The sequence below is a fragment of the Streptomyces sp. P6-2-1 genome (genome assembly GCF_050613165.1).
Taxonomy (GTDB): Bacteria; Actinomycetota; Actinomycetes; order Streptomycetales; family Streptomycetaceae; genus Streptomyces.
Genome location: NZ_CP192513.1, coordinates 3,909,873 through 3,931,909, shown reverse-complemented (window position 1 = coordinate 3,931,909; position 22,037 = coordinate 3,909,873). Strand labels below are relative to the sequence as shown.

General features: G+C 72.8%; 17 protein-coding genes and 1 pseudogene. 4 read left to right on the top strand and 14 right to left on the bottom strand.

The window, feature by feature from the left end; all coding sequences use genetic code 11:
* Window positions 1-52: 52 nt before the first annotated feature.
* From ACQYWQ_RS16950 to bldG, 5 genes are all read right to left on the bottom strand, one after another.
* Window positions 53-271: a hypothetical protein gene (locus tag ACQYWQ_RS16950; RefSeq protein ID WP_431035590.1), complete on the bottom strand. Its 219-nt coding sequence runs from the start codon at window positions 269-271 to the stop codon at window positions 53-55.
* A 349-nt stretch (window positions 272-620) separates the two neighbouring features.
* Window positions 621-2,240, bottom strand: a complete 1,620-nt coding sequence (locus ACQYWQ_RS16945) for a DUF7059 domain-containing protein (RefSeq protein WP_431035589.1) — start codon at window positions 2,238-2,240, stop codon at window positions 621-623.
* Between the two features lie 129 nt (window positions 2,241-2,369).
* Window positions 2,370-2,951 carry a small secreted protein gene (locus ACQYWQ_RS16940; protein WP_431035587.1) on the bottom strand — a complete coding sequence of 194 codons (582 nt, stop codon included), beginning with the start codon at window positions 2,949-2,951 and terminating at the stop codon, window positions 2,370-2,372.
* A gap of 400 nt (window positions 2,952-3,351) precedes the next feature.
* Window positions 3,352-3,804 carry an ATP-binding protein gene (locus ACQYWQ_RS16935; protein WP_431035586.1) on the bottom strand — a complete coding sequence of 151 codons (453 nt, stop codon included), beginning with the start codon at window positions 3,802-3,804 and terminating at the stop codon, window positions 3,352-3,354.
* 108 nt (window positions 3,805-3,912) lie between these two features.
* Window positions 3,913-4,266, bottom strand: a complete 354-nt coding sequence (gene bldG / locus ACQYWQ_RS16930) for an anti-sigma factor antagonist BldG (RefSeq protein WP_007823876.1) — start codon at window positions 4,264-4,266, stop codon at window positions 3,913-3,915.
* Window positions 4,267-4,347: 81 nt separating this feature from the next.
* Between bldG and ACQYWQ_RS16925 the strand changes: the two genes are divergently transcribed.
* Window positions 4,348-6,864, top strand: a complete 2,517-nt coding sequence (locus ACQYWQ_RS16925) for a DEAD/DEAH box helicase (RefSeq protein WP_431035584.1) — start codon at window positions 4,348-4,350, stop codon at window positions 6,862-6,864.
* Here ACQYWQ_RS16925 and ACQYWQ_RS16920 read toward each other — a convergent pair.
* From ACQYWQ_RS16920 to ssd, 7 genes and pseudogenes are all read right to left on the bottom strand, one after another.
* Window positions 6,779-7,213, bottom strand: coding sequence for an Rv3654c family TadE-like protein (locus ACQYWQ_RS16920; protein ID WP_431035582.1), 435 nt, complete (start codon window positions 7,211-7,213; stop codon window positions 6,779-6,781). The genes ACQYWQ_RS16925 and ACQYWQ_RS16920 overlap by 86 nt on opposite strands.
* Window positions 7,210-7,629, bottom strand: coding sequence for a TadE family type IV pilus minor pilin (locus ACQYWQ_RS16915; protein WP_431035580.1), 420 nt, complete (start codon window positions 7,627-7,629; stop codon window positions 7,210-7,212). Before ACQYWQ_RS16915 ends, ACQYWQ_RS16920 begins: the two co-directional genes overlap by 4 nt.
* The gene (locus ACQYWQ_RS16910; protein ID WP_431035579.1) at window positions 7,622-8,167 is read right to left on the bottom strand and encodes a DUF4244 domain-containing protein; all 546 of its coding nucleotides are present in this window, start codon (window positions 8,165-8,167) and stop codon (window positions 7,622-7,624) included. The genes ACQYWQ_RS16915 and ACQYWQ_RS16910 overlap by 8 nt, the downstream gene beginning before the upstream one ends.
* A gap of 604 nt (window positions 8,168-8,771) precedes the next feature.
* Complete coding sequence (locus ACQYWQ_RS16905; protein ID WP_431035578.1) at window positions 8,772-9,596, bottom strand: type II secretion system F family protein; 825 nt, start codon at window positions 9,594-9,596, stop codon at window positions 8,772-8,774.
* A complete protein-coding gene (locus tag ACQYWQ_RS16900) occupies window positions 9,593-10,528 on the bottom strand; it encodes a type II secretion system F family protein (RefSeq protein ID WP_431035576.1) in 936 nt (311 codons plus the stop codon). Before ACQYWQ_RS16900 ends, ACQYWQ_RS16905 begins: the two co-directional genes overlap by 4 nt.
* Window positions 10,525-11,697 (bottom strand): TadA family conjugal transfer-associated ATPase, encoded by a 1,173-nt coding sequence (locus ACQYWQ_RS16895; protein WP_431035574.1) that lies wholly within the window; start codon window positions 11,695-11,697, stop codon window positions 10,525-10,527. Before ACQYWQ_RS16895 ends, ACQYWQ_RS16900 begins: the two co-directional genes overlap by 4 nt.
* 368 nt (window positions 11,698-12,065) lie before the next feature.
* A pseudogene (gene ssd, locus ACQYWQ_RS16890) lies at window positions 12,066-13,154 on the bottom strand (septum site-determining protein Ssd); the annotation flags it as partial.
* A 742-nt stretch (window positions 13,155-13,896) separates the two neighbouring features.
* Here ssd and ACQYWQ_RS16885 point away from each other — a divergent pair.
* Window positions 13,897-14,721, top strand: coding sequence for an HAD family hydrolase (locus tag ACQYWQ_RS16885; RefSeq protein WP_431035572.1), 825 nt, complete (start codon window positions 13,897-13,899; stop codon window positions 14,719-14,721).
* Window positions 14,722-14,813: 92 nt separating this feature from the next.
* Here the strand turns inward: ACQYWQ_RS16885 and ACQYWQ_RS16880 are convergent, their stop codons facing one another.
* Window positions 14,814-15,638: an oxidoreductase gene (locus ACQYWQ_RS16880; protein WP_431035571.1), complete on the bottom strand. Its 825-nt coding sequence runs from the start codon at window positions 15,636-15,638 to the stop codon at window positions 14,814-14,816.
* Between the two features lie 101 nt (window positions 15,639-15,739).
* Here ACQYWQ_RS16880 and ACQYWQ_RS16875 point away from each other — a divergent pair, with 101 nt between their 5' ends.
* Entirely contained in the window at window positions 15,740-16,771 is a 1,032-nt protein-coding gene (locus ACQYWQ_RS16875) for an ATP-binding protein (RefSeq protein ID WP_431035569.1), read from the top strand.
* 720 nt (window positions 16,772-17,491) lie between these two features.
* Here the strand turns inward: ACQYWQ_RS16875 and ACQYWQ_RS16870 are convergent.
* Complete coding sequence (locus ACQYWQ_RS16870) at window positions 17,492-18,781, bottom strand: hypothetical protein (protein WP_431035567.1); 1,290 nt, start codon at window positions 18,779-18,781, stop codon at window positions 17,492-17,494.
* Between the two features lie 527 nt (window positions 18,782-19,308).
* On the opposite strand from ACQYWQ_RS16870, the gene ACQYWQ_RS16865 reads away from it, so the two are divergent.
* A complete protein-coding gene (locus ACQYWQ_RS16865; RefSeq protein ID WP_431035566.1) occupies window positions 19,309-21,987 on the top strand; it encodes a bifunctional SulP family inorganic anion transporter/carbonic anhydrase in 2,679 nt (892 codons plus the stop codon).
* Window positions 21,988-22,037: the final 50 nt, after the last annotated feature.

The window sequence follows — 22,037 nt, the reverse complement described above, 5'->3', positions numbered from 1 at the left end:
CGCGGCCCTCTCTACGGCAACAGCGGTACGCCCGTCCCCCGCCGCACCCGCTTCAGATCCGCCCGAAGCACCAGAGCCCGAGCCCGAGACTGCTCACCGAGAACAGCAGCGCGAGCACGGCGGCGGTTCCCGTCCTGGTCCCCTCGGCGACGGGCGCCCCGAGCGCCAGTCGCACACAGGTCCACACGAGCAGGCAGCTCCCGAAGAGCAGGAACACCGCTCCGGCGAAGACCGCCGGGAGGTTCTCCGTGACCGCATCGACCCTGTCCATCCGGCCCTCCGCCTCCCCCGGCACCGTCCCCGGCACCACCGCGGGCCGGTCCGACCTCCGGCCCTCTGTTGCGGGAAGGCTGGCAGCGGGCCGCTTCGTCCACACGAACCCCAGGTGAACTCAGGGACACCACGAGACGACGAGGACCGTGGCGGCGGGGACGCGGGACGGGCCAGCACGGACATGGCGGGGGACAGACGGACGCCGTGGGACCGGCAGACGCCGTGGGACAGGCGGACGCGGGACCGGCGGACGCAGGGCGTACGGGAGCGCTCAGGCCCCGCCTCGCCTCGGCCCCACTCCGCCGAGAACGCCGCCCGGCCCCGTACCGGCGCACACCGCCCCGTACTCAGAGCACGCTCGGCTGCTCCTCCCCCACCCCCTGCGACCCGTTCAGGCCCACCGGGTAGAGAAAACCCTGCTCGACCAGGAGACGGATCTGCTCGGGGGTCCGGTCCCGCAGCAGCACCGGGTCCTCGTCCACGAGCTGGGCGATCGCGTCGAGGATCGCGCCCGCGCTGAGCGTGCCGTCGCACACACCCGCGAAGCCCGCGCCGATCGTGTCGACCCTGGTCGCGCGCCGCATCCCACGGTGCTGGCGCAGCACCACGTACTCCGGGTTCTCCGCGCCCGGCTGCCCGATCTGCTCCTGCACCACCTCGGGAGCGAGCCGGAAGTGGTCGGCGAGAAGCGCCGCGTCGTCGTGCGCGCGGAGGTAGTCGATACGGGCGAAGTACGCGCGCACGGCGGGCCCGAGTGGCTGCTCGACCGGGTGCGGCCACTCCTCGATCGTCACGGATGGCTCGGCGGCGGTGGTACGGCGGAGCGTGATCCAGCCGAAGCCGATCGCTGTGGTCCCCCGGGCGGCGAAGGAGTCGAGCCACTGCGCGTACCGTCGTGCGTACTCCGCGCTCCCCTCCTTGTGGTCCCCGGCGTCCCGCAGCCACAGCTCCGCGTACTGCGTGACGTCCTGCACCTCGCGCTGCACGATCCAGGCATCGCAGCCCGCCGGCACCCACTCCCGCACACGCTCGGTCCACGTCTCGCCCTCGACGTGCTCCCAGTTGGCGAGGAACTGCGCGTACCCGCCCTCGTTGAGCCGCTCGCCCGCCGAGGAGACCAGCTCGCGGCAGAGGCCGTCCCCTTCCCTGCCGCCGTCGCGGTAGGTGAGCCGGGCGCCGGGCGAGATGACGAAGGGGGGATTGGAGACGACGAGGTCGAAGGTCTCCGCACCGACCGGTTCGAAGAGCGAGCCCGTGAGGAGGCGCGCGGGCTCGGCCCCGGAGAGGGCGAGGGTGAGCGCGGCGAAGACGAGCGCGCGCGGGTTGAGGTCGGTCGCGGTGAGGCGGGCGGTGTGCGGGGAGGCGTGCAGGGCCTGGATGCCGGAGCCCGTACCGAGGTCGAGAACGCTGTCGACAGGGGTGCGCACGGTGAGTCCGGCGAGGGTCGTCGACGCGCCGCCGACGCCGAGGACGACACCCTCCGCGCGCTTGCCGATCCCGCCTGCCCCGCCCACGGCGCAGCCCAGGTCGGAGACGACGTACCAGTCCTCGCCCTCGGGGCCGCCGTACGGGCGGACATCGACGGTGGCGCGCAGCTCACCCTCGCCGTCCTCGCGCAGCCAGCCGCACTCCGCGGCCGCCGCCACCAGTTCCTCGCCGAGCACCGCCACGAGCGCCGTACGCGTCACCGCGCGCTGGAGGAGGAAGAGCCGCACGAGCGCGGCGACGGGGCCGGCGGCGCGGGTGGCGCGCAGGGCGGGCACCGTCTCGCCGCGTGCGAGGGCCGCGTACGCGGGGGCGCCGAGCAGGTCGAGCAGTCCGTCGGCGGTGAACTCGGCCTTGAGCAGCGCTTCCCGCAGCAGGCTCGCGACCTCGGCGCCTCTGCCCTCGTGGGCGGGCAGGCTCTCGGCGCCGGGCAGCGGCTCGGCGGGGTCGTGGGGGCTCGCGTTCGTGGAAGTCGTGCTCACCCGTCCATTGTGACGGGCCCCACTGACAACGCGCGGCGCGGCCTCACCCCGGGCCCATCCGCGCGTCCGCCCGCACACCGATCCGGGCATCCACCCCCGCGTCGTTCCCCGCGTTCACCCGCGCGCGCCTCACGTGGAGGGCGAGGCGTTCGGCACCGAGGGCGAGGGCGACGCCTTCTGGCAGTTCTCCTGGTCCTTCATCGCCTTCGCGACGTCCCCGGACTGGAGCTTGTTGAGCGCGTCGTTGCTGCCCTGCGAGATCTTGGCGAGCTGCGCGGCCACGTTCTTGAGCCCATCGGCGAACTTCGCCTGATTGCTCGTGTCGAGACCGTCGACGGTCGTCCTGAGCTTCGCGTACGAGGCCGAGCTGGCGTTCAGCTCCTTGACCACGTCCTTCTTGGTGTCCTCACCGTTGTCCACCGGCGGCGCGCCCACCTTGTCGAGGGACTGGGCCAGGCCCTTGTACGCGGTCGAGAGGTCCTGGAACGCCTTCGAGTCGGTCTTCTGGACCTCGGCCGGCTTGCTCGTGTCGGCCGTCTGCTTGTCGATCGCGGCGGTAGCCGAGTTGATCTTGGCGACGTGGGGCTTGATGTCGCCACAGAAGGTCTTGGCCCAGTCGTTGACCTTGGCGTCGTTGTCGTCGCCGCACCCCGACAGGGTCAGCAGCAGCACCGCGCCACCGGACAACGCGCACAGGAATTTCTTGCTCACCGGATCGGTCCCTCCATGACTGTCGGCCCCGGAACTTACACGGGGCCGGGGAGGTGCCCGCGTGATCTTCGAGAAGTTCGCGGTTTTTGGGCCATTTGCCCCACAGGAGAGATGACTCACGGCATACTGCGCGACTCCGGGGGCTCCGGGGGCTCCGGGGGCTCCGGTAGCGGTGCGAGAGCGGGAAGGACGCGCGGCGCAACCTCTTGTACGGGCGCACGGGCAGGTACGGGAGCGGGCGAGCACCTGCCGTACGGAGACCCGGCGCGCCTCTGGCGCGGGCGGTGCTGGAGCGGAGGTACGTGAGCCCGGGCCGGGACCGCGGGGTCCGGCCCGGAGCCGGTACGAACAGGGAGAAACAGGCCGGCGGCACGCGGCGCCGTTAGGGCGCGGCGCGGCTTCAGAGGCGGGGTGTGCTCTCCGCGAGGACGTCCGGCTTGGCCGGCCAGGTCATCCGCAGCCTGCCGCCGTTCTCGCCCGTGGTGACTTCCACGTCGTCGACGAGCCCGCTGATCACCGCGAGGCCCATCTCGTCCTCGCCCTCGGTGTCCACCTCGTCGTCGCCGATCATCGCGCCGGGTGTGGCATCGGTCACCGAGGCGTGCGGGGCCTGGTCGACGACCTCGATGGAGAACTGGTCCTCCGCCTCGATGAGCCGTACGCTCACCGGCTCGGTCACCCCGTGGTTCTGGTGCAGGCCCACGGCACGCGTGCACGCCTCGCCCACGGCGAGCCGTACCTCGTCGAGCACGGCCTCGTCGACACCGGAGCGACGTGCCACCGATGCCGCCACCAGCCGGGCCGTCCTGACGTGCGCGGGCAGCGCGCTGAAGCGGAGTTCGACGGTGGCCATGCGGTCCCCCTCAGACGTACGAACGTGCCTGCGGACGCGCCGAGGGGAAGTCCCGGCGGCGACGCCCGCCTCCGGCCCCGGGCCCAGCGGCCCGGGGCGGAGCGGAACTCAGTCGGTGGCCGCGACGGCTTCCTCGACCGAGGTGTGAATGGGGAAGACCTTGGTCAGTCCGGTGATGCGGAAGATCTTGAGGATTCGCTCCTGATTGCACACCAGGCGCAGCGAGCCCTCATGGGCCCGGACACGCTTGAGGCCACCCACCAGGACGCCGAGACCGGTGGAGTCGAGGAAGTCGACCCCTTCCATGTCGACCACCAGGTGGAAATTGCCGTCGTTCACCAGCTCCACGAGCTGCTCACGCAGCTTGGGAGCGGTGTAAACGTCGATTTCGCCGCCAACCTCGACGACCGTACGGTCGCCACCGGGGCCGGACACATTGCGAGTCGACAGGGACAGGTCCACTGATCCTCCAGCACCTTGCTATCGAGCGGTCATCCCTCGGGACACCTCGGCCTGAGCCCCCGGGACGGTTCGCCAGCCGCCTTGGCATTCAATCACTTACTGGTAGGCGCGCACGACGCCTTCTGCGCATTGTCCGCCGCGCCAGTGACACACTCGATGCCGATGGCCACGTACTCCACGACCGGCCGCCCCCCTCGGGGCACGGCCGCACAGCACTCTCCCCGAGCGGTTCTGGACCGTCTCGCCGGGGGGTCGAGCCGCGCTGAGCGCATCACTCATACGGAGCACCTGCCCCCGCGCCCGGCGAGCTATGCCGTCTGGCCGCATCAGGTTCGGCCGGAAGTGATCGCCGCCGTGCAGGAGGCGGGCATCGCGCACCCCTGGTCCCACCAGGCCCAGGCCGCCGAGCACGCCCTGAACGGCGAGTCCGTCGTGGTCTCGACCGGCACCGCGTCCGGCAAGTCCCTCGGCTATCTCGTCCCGGTGCTCTCCACCCTTCTCGACGGCTCCGAGGCACCCAACGGGCGCGGCGCCACCGCTCTGTACCTGGCCCCGACGAAGGCGCTCGCCGCCGACCAGCGGCGCGCCGTGCGCGCGCTCGCCGCCCCGCTCGGCCGCGCCGTGCGCCCCGCCGTCTACGACGGGGACACCCCCGTCGAGGAACGCGAGTGGGTCCGTCAGTACGCGAACTACGTCCTGACCAACCCCGACATGCTCCACCGGGGCATCCTGCCCTCGCACCCGCGCTGGGCCTCCTTCCTGCGTGCGCTCCGGTACGTCGTCATCGACGAGTGCCACGTCTACCGCGGCGTCTTCGGCTCCCACGTGGCCCAGGTCCTGCGACGGCTGCGCAGGCTCTGCGCCCGGTACGGCTCCGAGCCCGTCTTCCTCCTCGCCTCCGCCACCGCCGCCGAACCGGCCCTCGCCGGCGAGCGGCTCACCGGGCTGCCGGTCGCCGAGGTCGCCGAGGACGGCTCCCCGCGCGGGGAGGTCGTCTTCGCCCTCTGGGAGCCCCCGCTCACCGAACTCCAGGGCGAGAAGGGCGCACCCGTACGCCGTACCGCGACGGCCGAGAGCGCCGATCTCCTCACCGACCTCACGCTCCAGGGTGTGAGATCCGTCGCTTTCGTCCGCTCCCGACGCGGCGCCGAGCTGATCTCCGTCATCGCCAAGGAGCGCCTCGGCGAGCGGGACCGGAGCCTGGCCTCCCGCGTCGCCGCCTACCGCGGCGGTTACCTCGCCGAGGAACGCCGCGCCCTCGAACGCGCCCTGCACTCCGGCGAACTGCTCGGCCTCGCCGCCACCACAGCGCTCGAACTGGGCGTCGACGTGGCCGGTCTCGACGCCGTCCTCATCGCCGGCTACCCCGGTACGCGCGCCTCGCTGTGGCAGCAGGCGGGCCGCGCGGGCCGTACCGGGCAGGGTGCCCTCGCCGTCCTCGTCGCCCGCGACGACCCGCTGGACACCTTCCTCGTCCACCACCCCGAGGCGATTTTCGACCAGCCCGTCGAGTCCACCGTCCTGGACCCGGACAACCCCTACGTCCTCGCCCCGCACCTGTGCGCGGCGGCCGCCGAGCTGCCCCTGACCGAGCAGGACCGCGCCCTGTTCGGCCCGGCGACCGCCGAGCTGCTCCCGCAGCTGGAGGCCGCCAAGCTGCTGCGCCGCCGCGGCCGGTCCTGGTACTGGACCCGCAAGGAACGCGCCGCCGACCTCACCGACATCCGCGGCGAGGGCGGTCCCCCGGTCCAGATCGTGGAGGACGGTACGGGCCGCCTGCTCGGTACCGTCGACGCCTCCGCCTCGCACACGACCGTCCACGACGGCGCCGTCCACCTCCACCAGGGCCGCACGTACCAGGTGCGCACCTTCGACCTGGACGCGAACGTCGCCCTGGTCGAGGAGGCGTCACCTCCGTACACGACCGTCGCCCGTGACACCACCTCCGTCTCCGTCCTGGAGACCGATCGCTCGATCCCCTGGGGTGAGGGCCGCCTCTGCTTCGGCTCGGTCGAGGTGACCCATCAGGTCGTTTCCTACCTGCGCCGCCGCCTCCTCACCGGCGAGGTACTCGGCGAGACGAAACTCGACCTTCCGCCGCGCCACCTGCGCACGCGCGCCGTGTGGTGGACGGTCACCGAGGACCAGCTCGACGCCGCTCTCGTCCATCCCCAGCAACTCGGCGGCGCCCTCCACGCCGCCGAACACGCCTCCATCGGTCTCCTTCCGCTCTTCGCCACGTGCGACCGCTGGGACATCGGCGGAGTCTCCGTGCCGCTCCACCCCGACACCCTGCTGCCGACGGTCTTCGTCTACGACGGCCACCCCGGCGGCGCCGGCTTCGCCGAACGCGCCTTCGCCACCGCCCGCGAGTGGCTCACGGCGACCCGCGAGGCCATCGCCGCTTGCGAGTGCGACTCCGGCTGCCCCTCCTGTGTCCAGTCGCCCAAGTGCGGCAACGGCAACGAGCCCCTCCACAAGCGCGCGGCCGTCCGCCTCCTCACCGAACTCCTCAAGGGCTCCCCGGAAGCGGCTTCTCCTCCGGAGGCGACCAGCCCGGCCCCTGTGCCGCGACCGGCGGCCCCGCCCGCGCCCTGACCCGCACCGTCCACGGCCCGACCGTTCCCACCGAGGTGACGTCGGCGTAGCGCCCCCGAAGCCCGCACTCGGCGAGCCGCCCGCCCTGCGCCCCGGCCACCCGCCGGGCGGCTCCGCAGGCCGCTTCCGTCCCGCGCGCCCACGTGTCCGCGGCGGCGAGTGCTCCCAGATCAGCTACCTGGGCCGCCCGGTGCCTGGCGAGCACCACCTGCCCGTAGGCGAGGACACCGGAGAAGAGGACTCCGAGCGTCGCGAGGACCGCGACGGCCCACACCGTCGCCGCCCCGCGGTCCCCCGCGTCCCGGCCGTCTCCCGCCCACGCCCTCCGCGCACGGCTCACGAAACTCATGAGGCGGCCACCTCGCCCGGGCGGGCCCGCTCCTCCGCGAGCGCCACGGCGGAGGAGCCGAGTCGCACCCCGAGCCCGCCGGGGCCCGGAGCCTCGGCCGTGACCGTGACCCGCACGACGTCGCCGTCCCTTTCGATCCTCACGCGTGCGCCCTCGGGCGCGACATCCCTCGCCGCTGCCACCGCCCGCGCCTCGGGGTCCTGGCGGGCCGCGGCCCGGGCGCCGACACTCGCGGCGTCCACGCACCGCACCTGCGCCGCCGCCGCGAACAGCGCCCAGACCAGGGCGAGCGTCACCATGACGAGCAGGGGCAGAACCACCGCGGACTCCGCCGTCACCGTGCCGTCATCGCCTCCCCGCGCGGGGCGGAGGCGGCGCGAGGGGCCCCACCGGGCGGCACCACGCCTCTCACGCATGGAACGCCTTCATCACAGCGGCCTGCAAGGCCGAGTGCACCGCGCCGCTCGTGACGACTTTGTAGAGCACCGTGGCGATCCCCACGGCGGCGAGCAGCGCGACGGCGTACTCGGCCGTCGCCATGCCGAGGTCCCCCCGCTCCCTCGTCTCCTTCGTCGCCTGCCGCAAGGTCCAGCGGATGCGCCGCCGCATCAGGTCCCGCCGCGCCGCCTCTCTGCGCTGATAGCGGGGGAAGGCGGGGCTCCCGTGCGCGCCGGGACGCTGACGGGCCAGTACTTCCGCCCGGCGCCGCGCCCGCTTCAGCTGCGCCCCGGCCCGTGCCACCCCCGCGTCGCGTTTCTCGTCCACCGGCGTGGGATCGGCCGTCGCCGTCCCGGTCCCGGCGGCTACGGGTGCCGGGCCGCTGTCCGGCCTCGTCCCCTCGGGCAGCGCCGCTCCCGTACGGACGGACGCGGCGCCGACCGCCGCGCCCCGCCGCACACGCCGCTTGCGGCGGCCGTCCTTCGCCTTCCCGTTCCGGCGAGCAGCATCCGCCACCACCCGCCCCGCCTCCGCCTTCGCCGGATCACGCGGCTCTCCCGAGTCGGTCACCCACACGGGGCCGTCGGCCTGTGTGGGAGCGGCCGGTCCTGCGGAACCCGGCGCCTTCCCGAGGGTGTTCGCCTCTCGCGGGCCGTTCGCTTTCGCAGGGATCGCAACACCGTTCCCCGTCAGGCGCCCCTCCCCCACGGCACCCCCCGCACGGCGCGGGCTCAGCGCCGCGCACCCGGGCGCCCGCTCGCCACCGGGCCTCGGCACCGCGTCTCCCCTCCGATGAGCGCCCGTCCGGTGACGCCCCGGAACGCCCCGCTCGGGCACGCTCGCGACGCCCCGCTCACGCGCACCGGCGGCGAGGGCGCGACAACCGCGGGCGATGACGAGACGCTCTTCCCCGAGGTCCCGGCGCGCCCTGCCCTTGGCGCCGGTTCCACCCCGCCTCCTGCCATGCACGCTGCCTCGTGCGGCTCCGCGCGCACCGGCGCCCTTGCCTCGCGTCTCGCGTGCGGACTTCACGTCGTTCCCCATCACGTACTCCTTCTGGTTTCTTCTCCGCCTCGGGGGCTTCTCCGCCCGCCGAGCTGTCCTTTCACCGCCGCTCCGCTCAGCGGCGTGTCAACTCCCCCGCCAACCCGAGCAGGACGGGTGCCACCCCGAGGATCAGGAAGGCCGGGAGGAAGCAGAGGCCGAGCGGTGCGGTCACGAGCACCCCGGCCCGTCGAGCCCGCGCGGTGGCGGCGCGCGCCCAGCGGGCGCGGCAGTCCGCCGCGAGCGCGAGGGCCGGCGCCGCGACCGGGGCTCCGGACGTCGTGGCGCGCTGGAGCAACCCCGCGAGGCCGCCCGCTCCGGGCAGAGAGCCGAAGAGTGCCCAGGCCCGCTCCGGTTCCCCGCCCAGGCGGATCTCCGCGGCCACGTGCCGCAGGCGCTCCCCGACCAGCCCGTCGAGGGAGCCGCCCACGGCCTCCGCCGCTTCCACGGGCCCCGCCCCCGCCGCCACGCAGGCGGCGAGCAGGTCCGCGGCGAGCGGCAGGTCGGCCGGCGTCCCCTCCTCCCGCCGGCGTGGTCGCCGAAAGCCCCTCAGCTCTCTGTTGCCCCCGGGCCGACTGTTCCGCCGACGCACGTCATCAGCGCGCATCCACCGGTGCACGAAGACGGCCGCCGCGATCCCACCGACCAGCCAGCTCGTACCGCCGCCCAGGGACCACACGGCGCACCCCGCCCCCACGACGGTCACCCACCGTCGCGCCGCAGCGGTCCCCGCCGGCAGGCGCGTACGGAGCGGGCGACCGGCCCCCGCCGCACCGAACAACCGACGCCCGCGGCCCCGAACCACCGCCCTTCGACGACGGGCGAGCAGCGTGCCGGGGAAGAGGAACAACGCCAGCGCCCACACCGCGATCCCCACCCTGTGGACCGCCTCCGCGCTCACCTCGCCACCCCCGCGCCGTGCTGCGCCTGCCGGACGAGCCACAGGCACCACCACACCCCGGCCGCCTCCAGGGCGCTCCCGAGCACAAGGCACACGAACCCCGGTACCGAGCCGAAGAGCACGCTCAGCGGTGCCGCGCCGACCGCCGAGCCGAGGAGCACTCCGAGGAGTGGCAGCGCGGCCAGGAGCCCCGCCGTCGCCCGCGCGCCGCTCAGCTGGGCGAGGAGGTCCGCGCGTTGGTCGCGGTCGGCGAGAAGCGCACGCTCCAGTCGCTCCAGGCCGACCGCGAGCCCGGCTCCCCGGTCGAGGGCCACCCGCCAGCAGGCCGCCAGGCCGACGAGGCCTTCGGCGCCCGGCACGCGTGCCGCCTCGCGCAGTGCCGCGGGGACATCCCCGCCGAAGCGGGCCGCGGCGAGGATGTCCGCCCGTCCCCGGCCGAGTTCGCCGCAGGCGTCCACCGCGTGGGCCAAGGCCTCGGCCGGCCTGCTCCCGGCCCGTACCTCGCCTGCCAGAAGTCCGCACAGCACCACCACCGCGTCCGCGCGTGCCGCCCGCGCCCCCGCCGCCGCACGGGTGCGGCACACTCCGCGCACGAGTGGCCAGGCGGGCAGCGCCAGCGCCAACGGGACGAGGGAGCCCGCCAGCAGCGCCACCGCCACCGCCCCGGGCGCACACCACCACTCCGGGCGCCACTGGGCCCGCAGCCGCGCGAGCGAGCGCCGCCACGCGGCGGGCGGTTCGTGTCCCGCGCCATCGGCCAGCAGTGCCCGGGCCCTCGCGGTCCCGGGCCGACCGCCCCACCGCACGACTGCCAGGCCCACCACCGCCAGCACGACCGCCCAGGCAGGTGATCCGAGCGCTCCGTGAAATCCGGGCGCTCCGTGAAATCCGGGCGCCGCTTCCGCGAGACGCCACCACGATCGCCCTGTCACGACGCGAACTCCTGACCCCGTTCGCGCAGCAGTTCCCTGAGCCGGAGCCATCCTTCCTCACGCACGAATGCCTTCTCACTCCAGCGCAAGGCGGGCACCGTCACGACGAACCCGGCCGTATCACGGGCGAACACCCGGATCTCGGCGATCCTGCGTCGGCCCGCGCTGTCCCTGGCCAGGTGAAGGACCACGGAGAGCGCGGCGGCCACCTGGCTGTGCAGCGCGGCCCGGTCGAGCCCAGCGGCGGTGCCGAGCGCCTCCAGGCGAGCAGGTACGTCGGAGGCGGTATTGGCGTGAACCGTGCAGCAGCCGCCCTCGTGCCCGGTGTTCAGAGCGGCGAGCAGGTGGACGACCTCGGCCCCGCGCACTTCGCCGACCACCAGCCGGTCGGGCCGCATCCGCAGCGCCTGACGGACGAGATCCTGGAGCGTGACGCGGCCCGCGCCCTCCTGGTTGGCGGGCCGCGTCTCCAGGCGTACGACGTGGGGGTGCGCGGGCCTCAGCTCGGCCGAGTCCTCGGCCAGTACGAGGCGTTCCGCCGGACCGGCGAGACCGAGCAGCGCGCTGAGCAGCGTCGTCTTGCCCGTCCCCGTGCCACCGCTGACCAGGAAGGAGAGGCGCCCGGCGACGAGGGCGCGCAGGACGGCGTCGCCACCGGGTGGGATCGTGCCTGCCGCTGTCAGCTCGGCCAGGGTGAAGGCGCGGGGGCGCACGACCCGCAGGGACAGGCAGGCGGAGCCGACCGCGACCGGCGGCAGCACGGCGTGCAGTCGTGTTCCGTCGGGCAAGCGCGCGTCCACCCAGGGGTGGGCGTCGTCGAGGCGGCGGCCCGCGACGGCGGCGAGTCGCTGCGCGAGTCGGCGCACCGCCGCGCCGTCGGCGAAGCGCACTCCGCTCAGTTCGAGGCCGCCGCCGCGCTCCACCCAGACCCGGTCGGGCGCGGAGACCAGGACGTCCGTCACGTCCGGGTCGGCGAGCAGCGGCTCCAGCGGTCCGGCGCCGATGAGTTCGCAGCGCAGCAGGTGTGTGAAGCGCAATACCTCGCTGTCGCCGAGCACGCCGCCCTGCTCCCGCACGGCGAGAGCGACCTTGGCAGGAGTGGGTTCGGCACCGTGCTCGGCGAGCCAGCGGCGCACTCCGTCGAGAAGCCCTTCGGCTGTGGGGATCACCGTAGTGCTCCCGCCTCGCGCACGGCGGCCCGGTAGGCGAGCGCGGCCTGCTCGTCCGCCGCGTACTCCCGCGCGCGCCGCGGGTCCGCGTCCGTGCGTACGGGCCGTACGGGCCCGGCCGGCCGACTGCCCTCGGGCCAGGCTCCGACGGGGCGGCGGCCGAGTACGCGTGTCCCGCTCCCGAATCCCCACGTTCCGGCCGAACGGTGCGCGGCACCGCTGTCACACGGTCCCGCCGTGGGAGCGGGGGGCGCGGTCTCCGGGTCGCCCGGTGGCATGGGATGTCCTCGGCGGGCGCTCCGCGCGTGGGTACCCCGTGCACCTTTCCTTCCTTGCGGGCGCCTGCCCCTTCCCTGCTGCGGGGGCGCGGCCTCGTCCCAGAAGTCCTGACAGAACTGGGCGAGCGGGCCCCGCGAGCCGGGCGGCCTTCCCGTGGCCTGCGCGCGCACCAGGCCGCCTTCCCAGGGCACTTCGCCGACGAAGGGCAGTCCGAGCAGGCGCACCACTTCGGCCGTGTCCAGCTCGGTGACCGCGGGGGCGGGCGGCGCGGAGACGAGGAGCCGGACATCTGGGGTCAGGGCGCCGACGCCGGCGGCGACCTTACGGGCCGAGGCCAGGGCACGCAGTTCCTTGGGGACGAGGAGCAGGACGAGGTCGAGCTGGCGCAGTACCTCCGCGACCTCGGCGTCGCAGCGGCGCGGCAGGTCGACGACGACGGCTCCGCCCCGGCGTCGCCCGGCCGCCAGGACCGCGCGCACCGCCTCGGGCGGGATGCCGTGGGTCTCCCCGCGGTCCCAGCTCAGGACGCGCAGGCCGTGCGAGGCGGGGAGGGATTCCTCCAGGGCGCTGCCGCTGACCCGTCCCCGTGAGCGAGCGAAATCGGGCCAGCGGAGGCCGTTCTGACGCTCGGCGCCGAGGACGACGTCGATGCCGCCGCCCCAGGGGTCGGCGTCGACGAGGAGGGTCTTCCTGTTGTCGGCCGCCGAGGACAGGGCCAGCGCGCAGGCGAGTGTCGAGGCACCGGCGCCGCCCCGGCCCCCGATGACACCGACGGTGAGGGCGGGCCCCGCGGTCCCGCCCTCGGCCACTTCGGCGACCTCGGCGAGCCGGTCGGTGAGCCATTCCTCGGCGTCGGGCAGCACGAGTACGTGCTCGGCACCGGTCTCCACCGCGTGCCGCCAGACACCCTGCCCGGTGACCGGGACGCGGCTCAGCACCAGCAGACCGGGCCTGCGCGCCAGTCCTGAGAGGTGGGGCAGTACGTCGGTGCCGAGCAGGACGAGAGGGGGTGTCTCCCACTCCCCGCGCCGCTCCGGCGCGGTATGGCGCACTTCGGGGATGACACCGGCCGCCGCACACAACCGCAGGACGTCATCGAGGAGTTCGGGGTCCTCGGTGATGACGAGCGGCCCGGGCGGCCGCCCCTCCCTCACCTCCGCACCGGAGACAGTCGCCATCGGCCTCCCGCGCGGTGCCGGGCCCGAGCTGCCCCGCGCGGAGCTTCCCGAGCCAGCGGTCCTTGCCTCGTCCCGCACCGCGCCGGTGCGGGCCTCTTCTCGCCTTCCCCCGTGCACACCCATCACTTCCGCTTCCTTTCGGTGTCGTCTTTCCAGGCCGTCGCTCGGTGTGATCCGCGCCGTTGGACCGGCCTGCCGCGCGTAAGCGCGCGCCGCGAAATGAAGCGTCCTGCCGCCGGGAAGACCCGGGAACGGCCCGCACGTTCTTCGCGAACGCATTCAGGCTTGCAGAGAGCGGGGAAGCATTGAGCACCCGAGAGCAAATCTGTGGATAACTCAGCGGAAGTAGATATTCGCGTCACTCATTCCGGTGACGAGAGTGAGAGAAGTACCGAAGTTATCCACAGATTTCAGCGCGATGCGCCCGAGCGACCACGGAACGTGACAGGCTGTGCATCACGAGCACTCGACCGCACCAGCGGCCGGGACGGGGGGCGCGTCATGCGCAGAGGAGGGGGAAACCTGATGGCGAGTCGGACAAACCGCATCAAACGACCGCAGACATGCGACGACCCCCGCCGGGGGGGAGAGCGGGGGTCGTCTCCACGGCCGACTCGGGGGGGGGGGGAGGAGTCGGGCCGTGTTAGACACGGTCGCGAACGATCCGTGACTTTCATGGTGTACCCGAGCGCCCTCTCAGGCAAACCCGCACGCGCCGCCTTACGCCGAATGGCGGGCGCCTATGCTCGGCCCCGTGGAAAACCACTCCTTGCCGCGCGCAGCCGCCTTCTTCGACCTCGACAAGACCGTCATTGCGAAGTCGAGCACACTCACGTTCAGCAAGTCCTTCTATCAAGGCGGACTGATCAGCCGCAGAGCCGCTCTGCGAACCGCGTACACGCAGTTCGTCTTCCTCGCGGGTGGCGCCGACCACGACCAGATGGAGCGGATGCGCTCCTACCTCTCCTCTCTGTGTCGCGGCTGGAACGTGCGGCAGGTCAAGGAGATCGTGGCGGAGACCCTGCACGATCTCATCGACCCGATCATCTACGACGAGGCGGCTTCCCTCATCGAGGAACATCACGCGGCGGGGCGCGACGTGGTGATCGTCTCCACTTCGGGCGCCGAAGTCGTCGAGCCGATCGGCGAGTTGCTGGGAGCGGACCGAGTGGTCGCGACGCGCATGGTGGTGGGTGAGGACGGTTGCTACACGGGTGAGGTGGAGTACTACGCCTACGGCCCCACCAAGGCCGAGGCAGTGAAGGAACTGGCCGCGACCGAGGGCTACGACCTGACCCGCTGCTACGCCTACAGCGACTCGGCGACCGACCTGCCGATGCTGGAGGCGGTGGGGCACCCGGCGGCGGTCAACCCCGACCGCGCCCTGCGGAAGGAGGCGCTCGCCCGCGAGTGGCCGGTACTGGACTTCCACCGTCCGGTACGGCTCAAGCAGCGCCTGCCGAGGTTCCGGCCGCCCACGCCGGTCCTCTTCGCCGCGGCGGCGTTCGGCGCTGCCGCCGCTGCGGGGCTGGTCTGGTACTCCAGCCGCCGCAGCCACACGAGTTGAGCCGCCCTCGCTCGTGATTCCCCCGAGCCCTCGCACCGACCGCAGGTGCCAGGAGGCCGTCGCCGACGGCTCACCCACTCGGGGAGGGCACTTCAAGCAGCCCCGCGCTGAAGTGCCTCACACACGGCGGTGGACTCGCGCGCGCCGAGTTCCACCGCCCGCGCACAGTGCCGGACCCAGCCGGCCACACCCGCCGGGGTGCCGGTGACGTATCCGGCCAGGGCTCGGGAGTACTCCTCGGCTCCCAGCTCCGCGTGCCCCACCTCGGCGGGACACACCGCCTTCGGGTCGAGACCCGAGCCGACCAGCACGATGCGCTCGGCGGCGCGCGCGACCAGCCCGTTGCGCGTCGTGAAAGGTCGCAGGGCGAGGAGTTCGCCGTGCACGATCGCCGCGACGACCAGGGCGGGCGCCGTGGAACCGGAGGCGAGCAGCGCGGTCAGCCCCTCCAGCCTGGCCGCGGTCTCGGCGGCGTCGGGCAGGGCGAGCCCGAGGTCGAGATCCTGGACGCTCTCGCCCGCCACCCGGGGTCGTCCCACCTCGGGGGCTTCCCTCGCCTCGGCCACCACGTGCAGGCGGGCCAGGACGCGCAACGGCGACTGGCCCCACACGGAAAGGAGTTGTCCCGCCTCGGCGCTCAGCCGCAGCGCCGCGCCCACCGTGCGCGCCTCGGGTTCCGAGCCGAAGTCGGTACGGCGTCGCACCTCCTCCAGCGCCCAGTCGGCCCCGTCGAGCGCGGCGGAGGCGCGGGCGCCTCGCAGGGCTGCCTCGGAGCTGATCTCGTTGCTGCGACGCCGCATGACGCGGTGGGCGTAGACGCGGTCCACGGCGGTGCGGACGGATTCGACCGCCTCCGGTACCCCCGGCAGGCCCGCGAGGGCGGCGAACGGGTCGGCGCCCGCTGCTGTCGTACTCATGAGTAAGACCCTACGCAGTCGAGGTGCCAGCCCCTCGAAGGAGTGGTGTTCTTCACGCGGGTTGGACACGAACCGCCACCGACTCTCTACGCTAGGTGAATATGAAGATCGCTTTCGTAGGGAAGGGCGGCAGTGGCAAGACGACCCTGGCCGCACTCTTCGTCCGCCACCTCGCGAGGACAGGTGCCCCCGTCCTCGCGATGGACGCCGATATCAACCAGCACCTCGGCGTGGCCCTCGGCCTGACCGAGGAGGAGGCGGCGCAGTTGCCCGCGATGGGCGTACGGCTCCCGCTCATCAAGGAGTACCTGCGGGGGAGCAATCCCCGCATCGCCTCGGTGGACACCATGATCAAGACGACCCCGCCGGGCGCGGGTTCGCGTCTGCTCCGGGTGGCGGAGGCGAACCCGGTGCACGATGCCTGCGCGCGCCGGGTGGAGCTGGACGAAGCGGACGCCAGGCTCATGGTGACCGGGGCGTTCACCGAGGCGGACCTCGGGGTGGCCTGCTACCACTCGAAGGTCGGGGCGGTGGAGCTGTACCTCAACCACCTGGTGGACGGGCGGGACGAGTACGTGGTGGTGGATATGACCGCCGGCGCGGACTCCTTCGCCTCCGGGTTGTTCACTCGCTTCGACATGACCTTCCTGGTGGCGGAGCCGACCCGGCGGGGGGTGTCGGTCTACCGCCAGTACAAGGAGTACGCCCAGGACTTCGGGGTGGCGCTCCGGGTCGTGGGCAACAAGGTGGACGAGCCGGAAGACCTCGCGTTCCTGAAGGACGAGGTGGGCGATGACCTGCTCGTGACAATCGGCAGGTCGCGGTGGGTGCGGGCGACGGAGAAGGGACACCCGGCGCCGTTCGGGGAACTGGAGGGGGAGAACAGAGCGGCGCTGGCCGACCTCCAGAGGTGCGTGGACGCCGCGTACCCACGGCGGGACTGGGAGCGGTACACGCGGCAGATGGTGCACTTCCACCTGAAGAACGCGCGGAGCTGGGGCAACGAGCGGACGGGGGCGAACCTCGCCTCGCAGGTCGACCCCGACTTCGTCCTCGACGAAAGCGGCCGGAAACGGAGCACGGGCGGCCTTCGGCACGTACTCGACCAGGACACGATGACGGACGCCATCTGACGAGGCCGATCGGTACCGGGCGATGCGGAGCGATGCGGTGCGGGGTGGGCAGAGCCGCACGAGGGGCGGCAGGGGCACCAGTACACGGGCGGGCGAACCGGGCGTCGCGCGTTGACTGCCGGGGACTCCCCGAAGGAGGGGTCCGGAAGGGGCGCGAGGTTGACGTCGGTGAGACGCGAAAGCAGGAGCCGGGCGGCGTTTGTTCGCAGGGGCCCGAGAGAGGCGCGAGTGCCTGAATCCCTTGTGCGGCAAGGGAACACCGGGGCCTCACTCGTGTGCGGCAGGTGCGCAGGGACGAGGTGGACGGGGCGGCGGGAGTGGGGCAGGGGCGGCTTCGGGAGAGGCGGGAAAAGGGTGAGGCGGGTGGCGGGCGAGGCTGATCCGTGTAGCGTCCGGACCACGGTCTGCGTCGTTCCTCCCGAACCGGCCCCTCCCCCGGCCAGGGACCCGTACGATCAGCCCAGACCCCGTGCCCTGGCCGGCACCCCGAATGCCGGTCCGGGCACGGAGTCGGTGGGGTCCGTCGCGACGGACCCCACCACACCTCAACAGTTGTCGGCCGTGCCGCTGTGCGCCAGCGGGACCGGCCGGGCGCTCCCGATCAGTTCGCGGGGGCGCTGAACAGCTCCGGGGACGCACTGCGCGAGGACGGTCCCGGAGGGGCGGGACCCTGTGGGACGCCGGCCCCGCAGGGACCTGCCTCGTTCGTCCTGTTCCGGCTCAGTTCTTCTTCTCCTCCTTCTTCTGCGGCTGGGCGCCCGCGGCGGCGTCGGCGGCGGCCGGGGTGGTGGAGTCGAGGGCGCCCCAGCCGTCCTTGGGGGCCTGGCCCACACCGAGCTTCTGGAGCTTGGCGAGGGTCGCGGGGTCCTGGGCGTCGAGCCAGTCGGCGAGTTCGCGGAAGGAGACGCAGCGGACGTCCTTCTTGTGGCAGACCGTCTTGACGACGTCCTCGACGGCGTGCATGTACGTGCCGCCGTTCCAGGACTCGAAGTGGTTGCCGATGATCACCGGGGCGCGGTTGCCCTGGTAGGAGCGGTCGAAGGACTGGAGGAGCCCGTCACGCATCTGGTTGCCCCAGAACGCGCGCTTGGCGGGGTCGCCCTGAGTCGTCCCGGACTGGTTGACCAGGAAGTTGTAGTCCATCGAGATGGTCTCGTACGTATGGCCCGGCATGGGGACCATGTGCATCGAGAGGTCCCACATGCCCTGCTTCTTGGTGGGCCAGACCTGTTCGCGGACACCACTGCTGTCGTAGCGGAAGCCCATCGGCCCGGCGGCGGCCATGAAGTTCTGCTGGCCTTCGAGGCAGGGGGTGCGGCCGCCGATCAGCTCCTTGTCGTAGTCGAAGGGGAGCGGGTCGGCCTTGCCGGTGGCGGTGTTGGTCTTCCAGGTCTTCACGAACTGCTTGGCCTGAGTGATCTCGCTGCGCCAGTCCGCGACGGACCACTCCCCCACACCGCCACCCTTGCCACAGAAGTGGCCGTTGAAGTGGGTGCCGATTTCGTGGCCCTCCAGCCAGGCCTGCCGGACCTGGTCGACGGTGTCACGGATGCCCTTGAGGTCGTTGAAGCCGATGTCGGAGCGGCCCGGGGAGTGCATGGGCGGGTGGTAAAGGTCCTTCTTCGCGCCGGGGAGCATGTAGACCCCGCTGAGGAAGAAGGTCATGGTCGCGTTGTTCTCCTTGGCGACCTTGCGGAAGTGCGAGAAGAGCTTCTGGCTGTCTTCCCCCGCACCGTCCCAGGAGAAGACGACGAACTGGGGAGGCTTTTGACCGGCCTTGAGCTTCTCGGGACGCAGCTGATGCGGCTGCACGCCGGTGAAGGCGGTCGACCCGTCACCGATGAGGCGGACTGCGTTCTTCGGGGCGGGGGCTGGTTCGGCCTTCTCCTTCTTTCCCTGGGCACTGGGGTGACCGGTGTCGTGCGAGGCGCCGCCTCCGCAGCCTGTCAGGGCGACGGCGCAGGCGGCGGCCACTGTGGCCACCGCCGTCATTCTTCTGGTGGCAGCCATGACGGCCCACCTTCTTCCTTGGTTCGCTCACGTGGGCCGCACCGCGTCCCGTCAGGCGGGAAGGGACCGGCCGAGGTCCGCGCCAAGGTCACATATCGGGCTATTCCGTCATGGACTGACAAGCCGTACAAAATGATTAATCACCCTTGCGGGTGAACTAAAGGCCTGTTTGCCCCGATAGACGGCAAGAATCCTTTACTCTCAATTACGGTTCGTTTACCAAGTGTTGAAGCAGTGTGCTCGGTGGCCCTACCGAGACCGGCGCGTCGCCTCCCCCACCCCCACCCCACGCGTACGTCCCCGGGCCGCCCCGGACTCGCCGCAGGCAGCCACCGACCCGCGCCCCAGCACCTCAAGCACCTCAGCAGCCCAGCACCCCAGCGCCCAGAAGCACCTCGGCAGCCGCCCACCGCAGACCACACAGACATCGCACGCCACGCACCCCGCACACCACGCATCCCGCCGCTGTACGCCGTGACCCACGGCCGCGCCTGACGCGACCGCGCAGCCCCGGAGGAGACGGGAACATGACCTCTCGCGTAAACACACACACCTCGCACGGGCCGCCGGAGCCCGAGAAGCCCGGAGCCGAAGATCACCCCGGGACCAGGCATCGCTCCGGACCCGGGCACGGCCCCGGACCCGGACACGGCCCCGGACCCGCCCCTGGTAAGGCCGACGCCACCGAGCCCACCCCGGCCCGTACGGCCGAACCCCCCGCCCACGACCACCCCCGCACCCCCCGGGGCCCCCGCACCTCCCAGGCCCCCCACAGCCCCCTTCGCCAGCCGTCCCCCCGCCCCGGCGCCCCGCGTCCGCGTCCTCGGCCCCGCTTCCGCCTCCCCGAGGCCGTTGATCTCTCCGCCTCGATCTCCGTGTTCCTCATCGCTCTGCCGCTCTCGCTCGGCATCGCACTGGCGACCGGGGCACCGCTTCAGTCGGGGCTCGTGGCGGCCGCCGTGGGCGGGCTGATCGCGGGACGGCTCGGCGGCTCGGCGCTCCAGGTGAGCGGGCCCGCTGCCGGGCTCACGGTCGTGACGGCCGACATCATCCAGCAGTACGGCTGGCGGGCGACCTGTGCGATCACCGTGTTCGCCGGGGTCTGCCAGCTCGGGCTCGGGGTGCTCCGCGTGGCACGTTCCGCGCTCGCGGTGAGCCCCGCGATCGTGCACGGGATGCTCGCCGGTATCGGCATCACGATCGCCGTGGCGCAGGTGCACATCGTGCTCGGCGGTACGCCGCAGAGCAGCGTGCTCGACAATCTGCGCGGGCTGCCCGCCCAGCTCGCGGACACACAGTGGGCGGCGCTCGCCATGAGCGTGGTGACGCTTGCCGTGCTCTTCCTGTGGCCCAAGCTTCCGGGTCGCGCCGCGCGGCTCGCGAAACTGCTGCCCGCCACGCTCGTCGCGGTCACTGCGGCGACACTCCTCGCGGCGCTCGCCGGGCTCTCGCTGCCCCGTGTCGACCTGCCCTCCTGGAGCAACCACGCCCTGCCCGCCCTGCCGGAGGGCCCCCTCGGCGGCATCGTCGCCGGGGTCGTGACGGTCACGCTTGTCACGAGTGTGCAGTCGCTGCTCGGCGCGGTCGCCGTGGACAAGCTCGTCGCAGGGCGGCCCGAACAGGCCGTACGGGTGCCGCGTTCGAACCTCGATCGCGAACTGCTCGGCCAGGGAGCGGCGAACATCGCCTCGGGCGCCCTCGGCGGCCTGCCCGTCGCCGGAGTCGCCGTCCGCAGCACCGCGAACATCAACGCGGGCGCGGTGAGCCGCGCGTCGACGATGCTGCACGGGGTGTGGGTACTGGTCGCCGCACTGCTCGCGGTGCCCCTGCTCCAGTACATCCCGCTCGCGGTGCTCGCCGCGCTCGTGATGTCCGTGGGCATCCAGATGGTCAATCTGCACCACATCAGGACCGTGTCACGGCACGGGGAGTTCCTCGTCTACGGCGTGACGACGTGCGGTGTCGTCTTCCTCGGCGTGCTCGAAGGGGTCGGCCTCGGCATCGCCGTCGCTGTCGGCCTGGCCCTGCACCGGCTGAGCCACACCCGGATCGTCCATCACGAGCGGGCGGGTCACCACCTCGTCCACGTACGCGGGCAGTTGACCTTCCTGGCGGTGCCGCGGCTGAGCCGCACGCTGCACCACGTGCCCGCGAAGGCCACCGTCGTCGTGGAACTCGACGGCTCGTTCATGGACCACGCCGCTTTCGAGACGCTCCAGGACTGGCGGACCTCGCACACCGCGCAGGGCGGCGCGGTCAGCATGACGGGACCTGTCGGCACCCGTGTCACCGAACCGGCGCCGAGGCCGCACAGCCACTGCCGCACCTGGACACCGTGGCGCAACCACAGCAGGCCGGCGACGATCGGCCCCGTGGCAGCGTCGACCGGGGCGGGCAGCGGGTCGCAGCGCCTCGTCTCCGGGATCAGCGCCTTCCAGCGCGACACCGCGCCCCACATGCGCGAGGAACTCGCCCGCCTCGCGCGGGAGGGGCAGCGGCCCTCGCAGCTCTTCCTCGCCTGCGCGGATTCACGCCTCGTCACGAGCATGATCACGGCGAGCGGCCCCGGCGACCTCTTCACCGTGCGCAACGTGGGCAATCTCGTCCCGCCGCCAGGCGCGGACAAGGGCTCGGGCTCGGGCTCGGGCTCGGGCTCGGGCTCGGGCTCGGGCTCGGGCTCGGGCTCGGTGGAGGGTGCAGGCGCGATGAGCGGGGACGATTCGGTGGGGGCCGCGATCGAGTACGCGGTCGACGTGCTGCGCGTCGAGTCGATCACCGTGTGCGGGCACTCCGGTTGCGGCGCGATGCAGGCGCTGTTGAGCGCGGACGAGCGGCGGAGCGGGGCCACGGGCGAGGAGGCGGAGGACGCGCCGTTGTCGCCGCTGTGGCGGTGGCTGCGGTACGGGGCACCGAGCCTCGACCGGCTGCGGGGCGACGCGAGCGCGCTGCCCGGCTTCGCACGGCGCGAGCCCGTGGACGTCGCCGAACAGCTCTGCCTCGTCAACATCGTGCAGCAGCTGGACCACTTGCGGGGGCATCCGGCGGTCGCCCGCAGGCTCGCCGAGGGCAGCCTCGCGCTGCATGGCATGTACTTCCACGTCGGCGAGGCGCAGGCGTACCTCCTCCGTGAGGACACCGCCGGGGCCGCGCCCGTCTTCGAGGAGGTGAGCGCCGCCCAGGAGCCGGAGCGGCCCGTACCCGCCTGACGAGCCGGAATCCCCGAAGATCCACCGCAGGGAGGACGGCTTTCCCGCAC

Coding starts and splice junctions, on each gene's coding strand:
- ACQYWQ_RS16885 (WP_431035572.1), top strand. CDS start 13,897: ATGCTCGGCCCCGTGGAAAACCACTCCTTGCCGCGCGCAGCCGCCTTC.
- ACQYWQ_RS16920 (WP_431035582.1), bottom strand. CDS start 7,213: ATGAGTTTCGTGAGCCGTGCGCGGAGGGCGTGGGCGGGAGACGGCCGG.
- ACQYWQ_RS16950 (WP_431035590.1), bottom strand. CDS start 271: ATGGACAGGGTCGATGCGGTCACGGAGAACCTCCCGGCGGTCTTCGCC.
- ACQYWQ_RS16935 (WP_431035586.1), bottom strand. CDS start 3,804: ATGGCCACCGTCGAACTCCGCTTCAGCGCGCTGCCCGCGCACGTCAGG.
- ACQYWQ_RS16875 (WP_431035569.1), top strand. CDS start 15,740: ATGAAGATCGCTTTCGTAGGGAAGGGCGGCAGTGGCAAGACGACCCTG.
- ACQYWQ_RS16865 (WP_431035566.1), top strand. CDS start 19,309: ATGACCTCTCGCGTAAACACACACACCTCGCACGGGCCGCCGGAGCCC.
- ACQYWQ_RS16880 (WP_431035571.1), bottom strand. CDS start 15,638: ATGAGTACGACAGCAGCGGGCGCCGACCCGTTCGCCGCCCTCGCGGGC.
- ACQYWQ_RS16915 (WP_431035580.1), bottom strand. CDS start 7,629: ATGCGTGAGAGGCGTGGTGCCGCCCGGTGGGGCCCCTCGCGCCGCCTC.
- ACQYWQ_RS16870 (WP_431035567.1), bottom strand. CDS start 18,781: ATGGCTGCCACCAGAAGAATGACGGCGGTGGCCACAGTGGCCGCCGCC.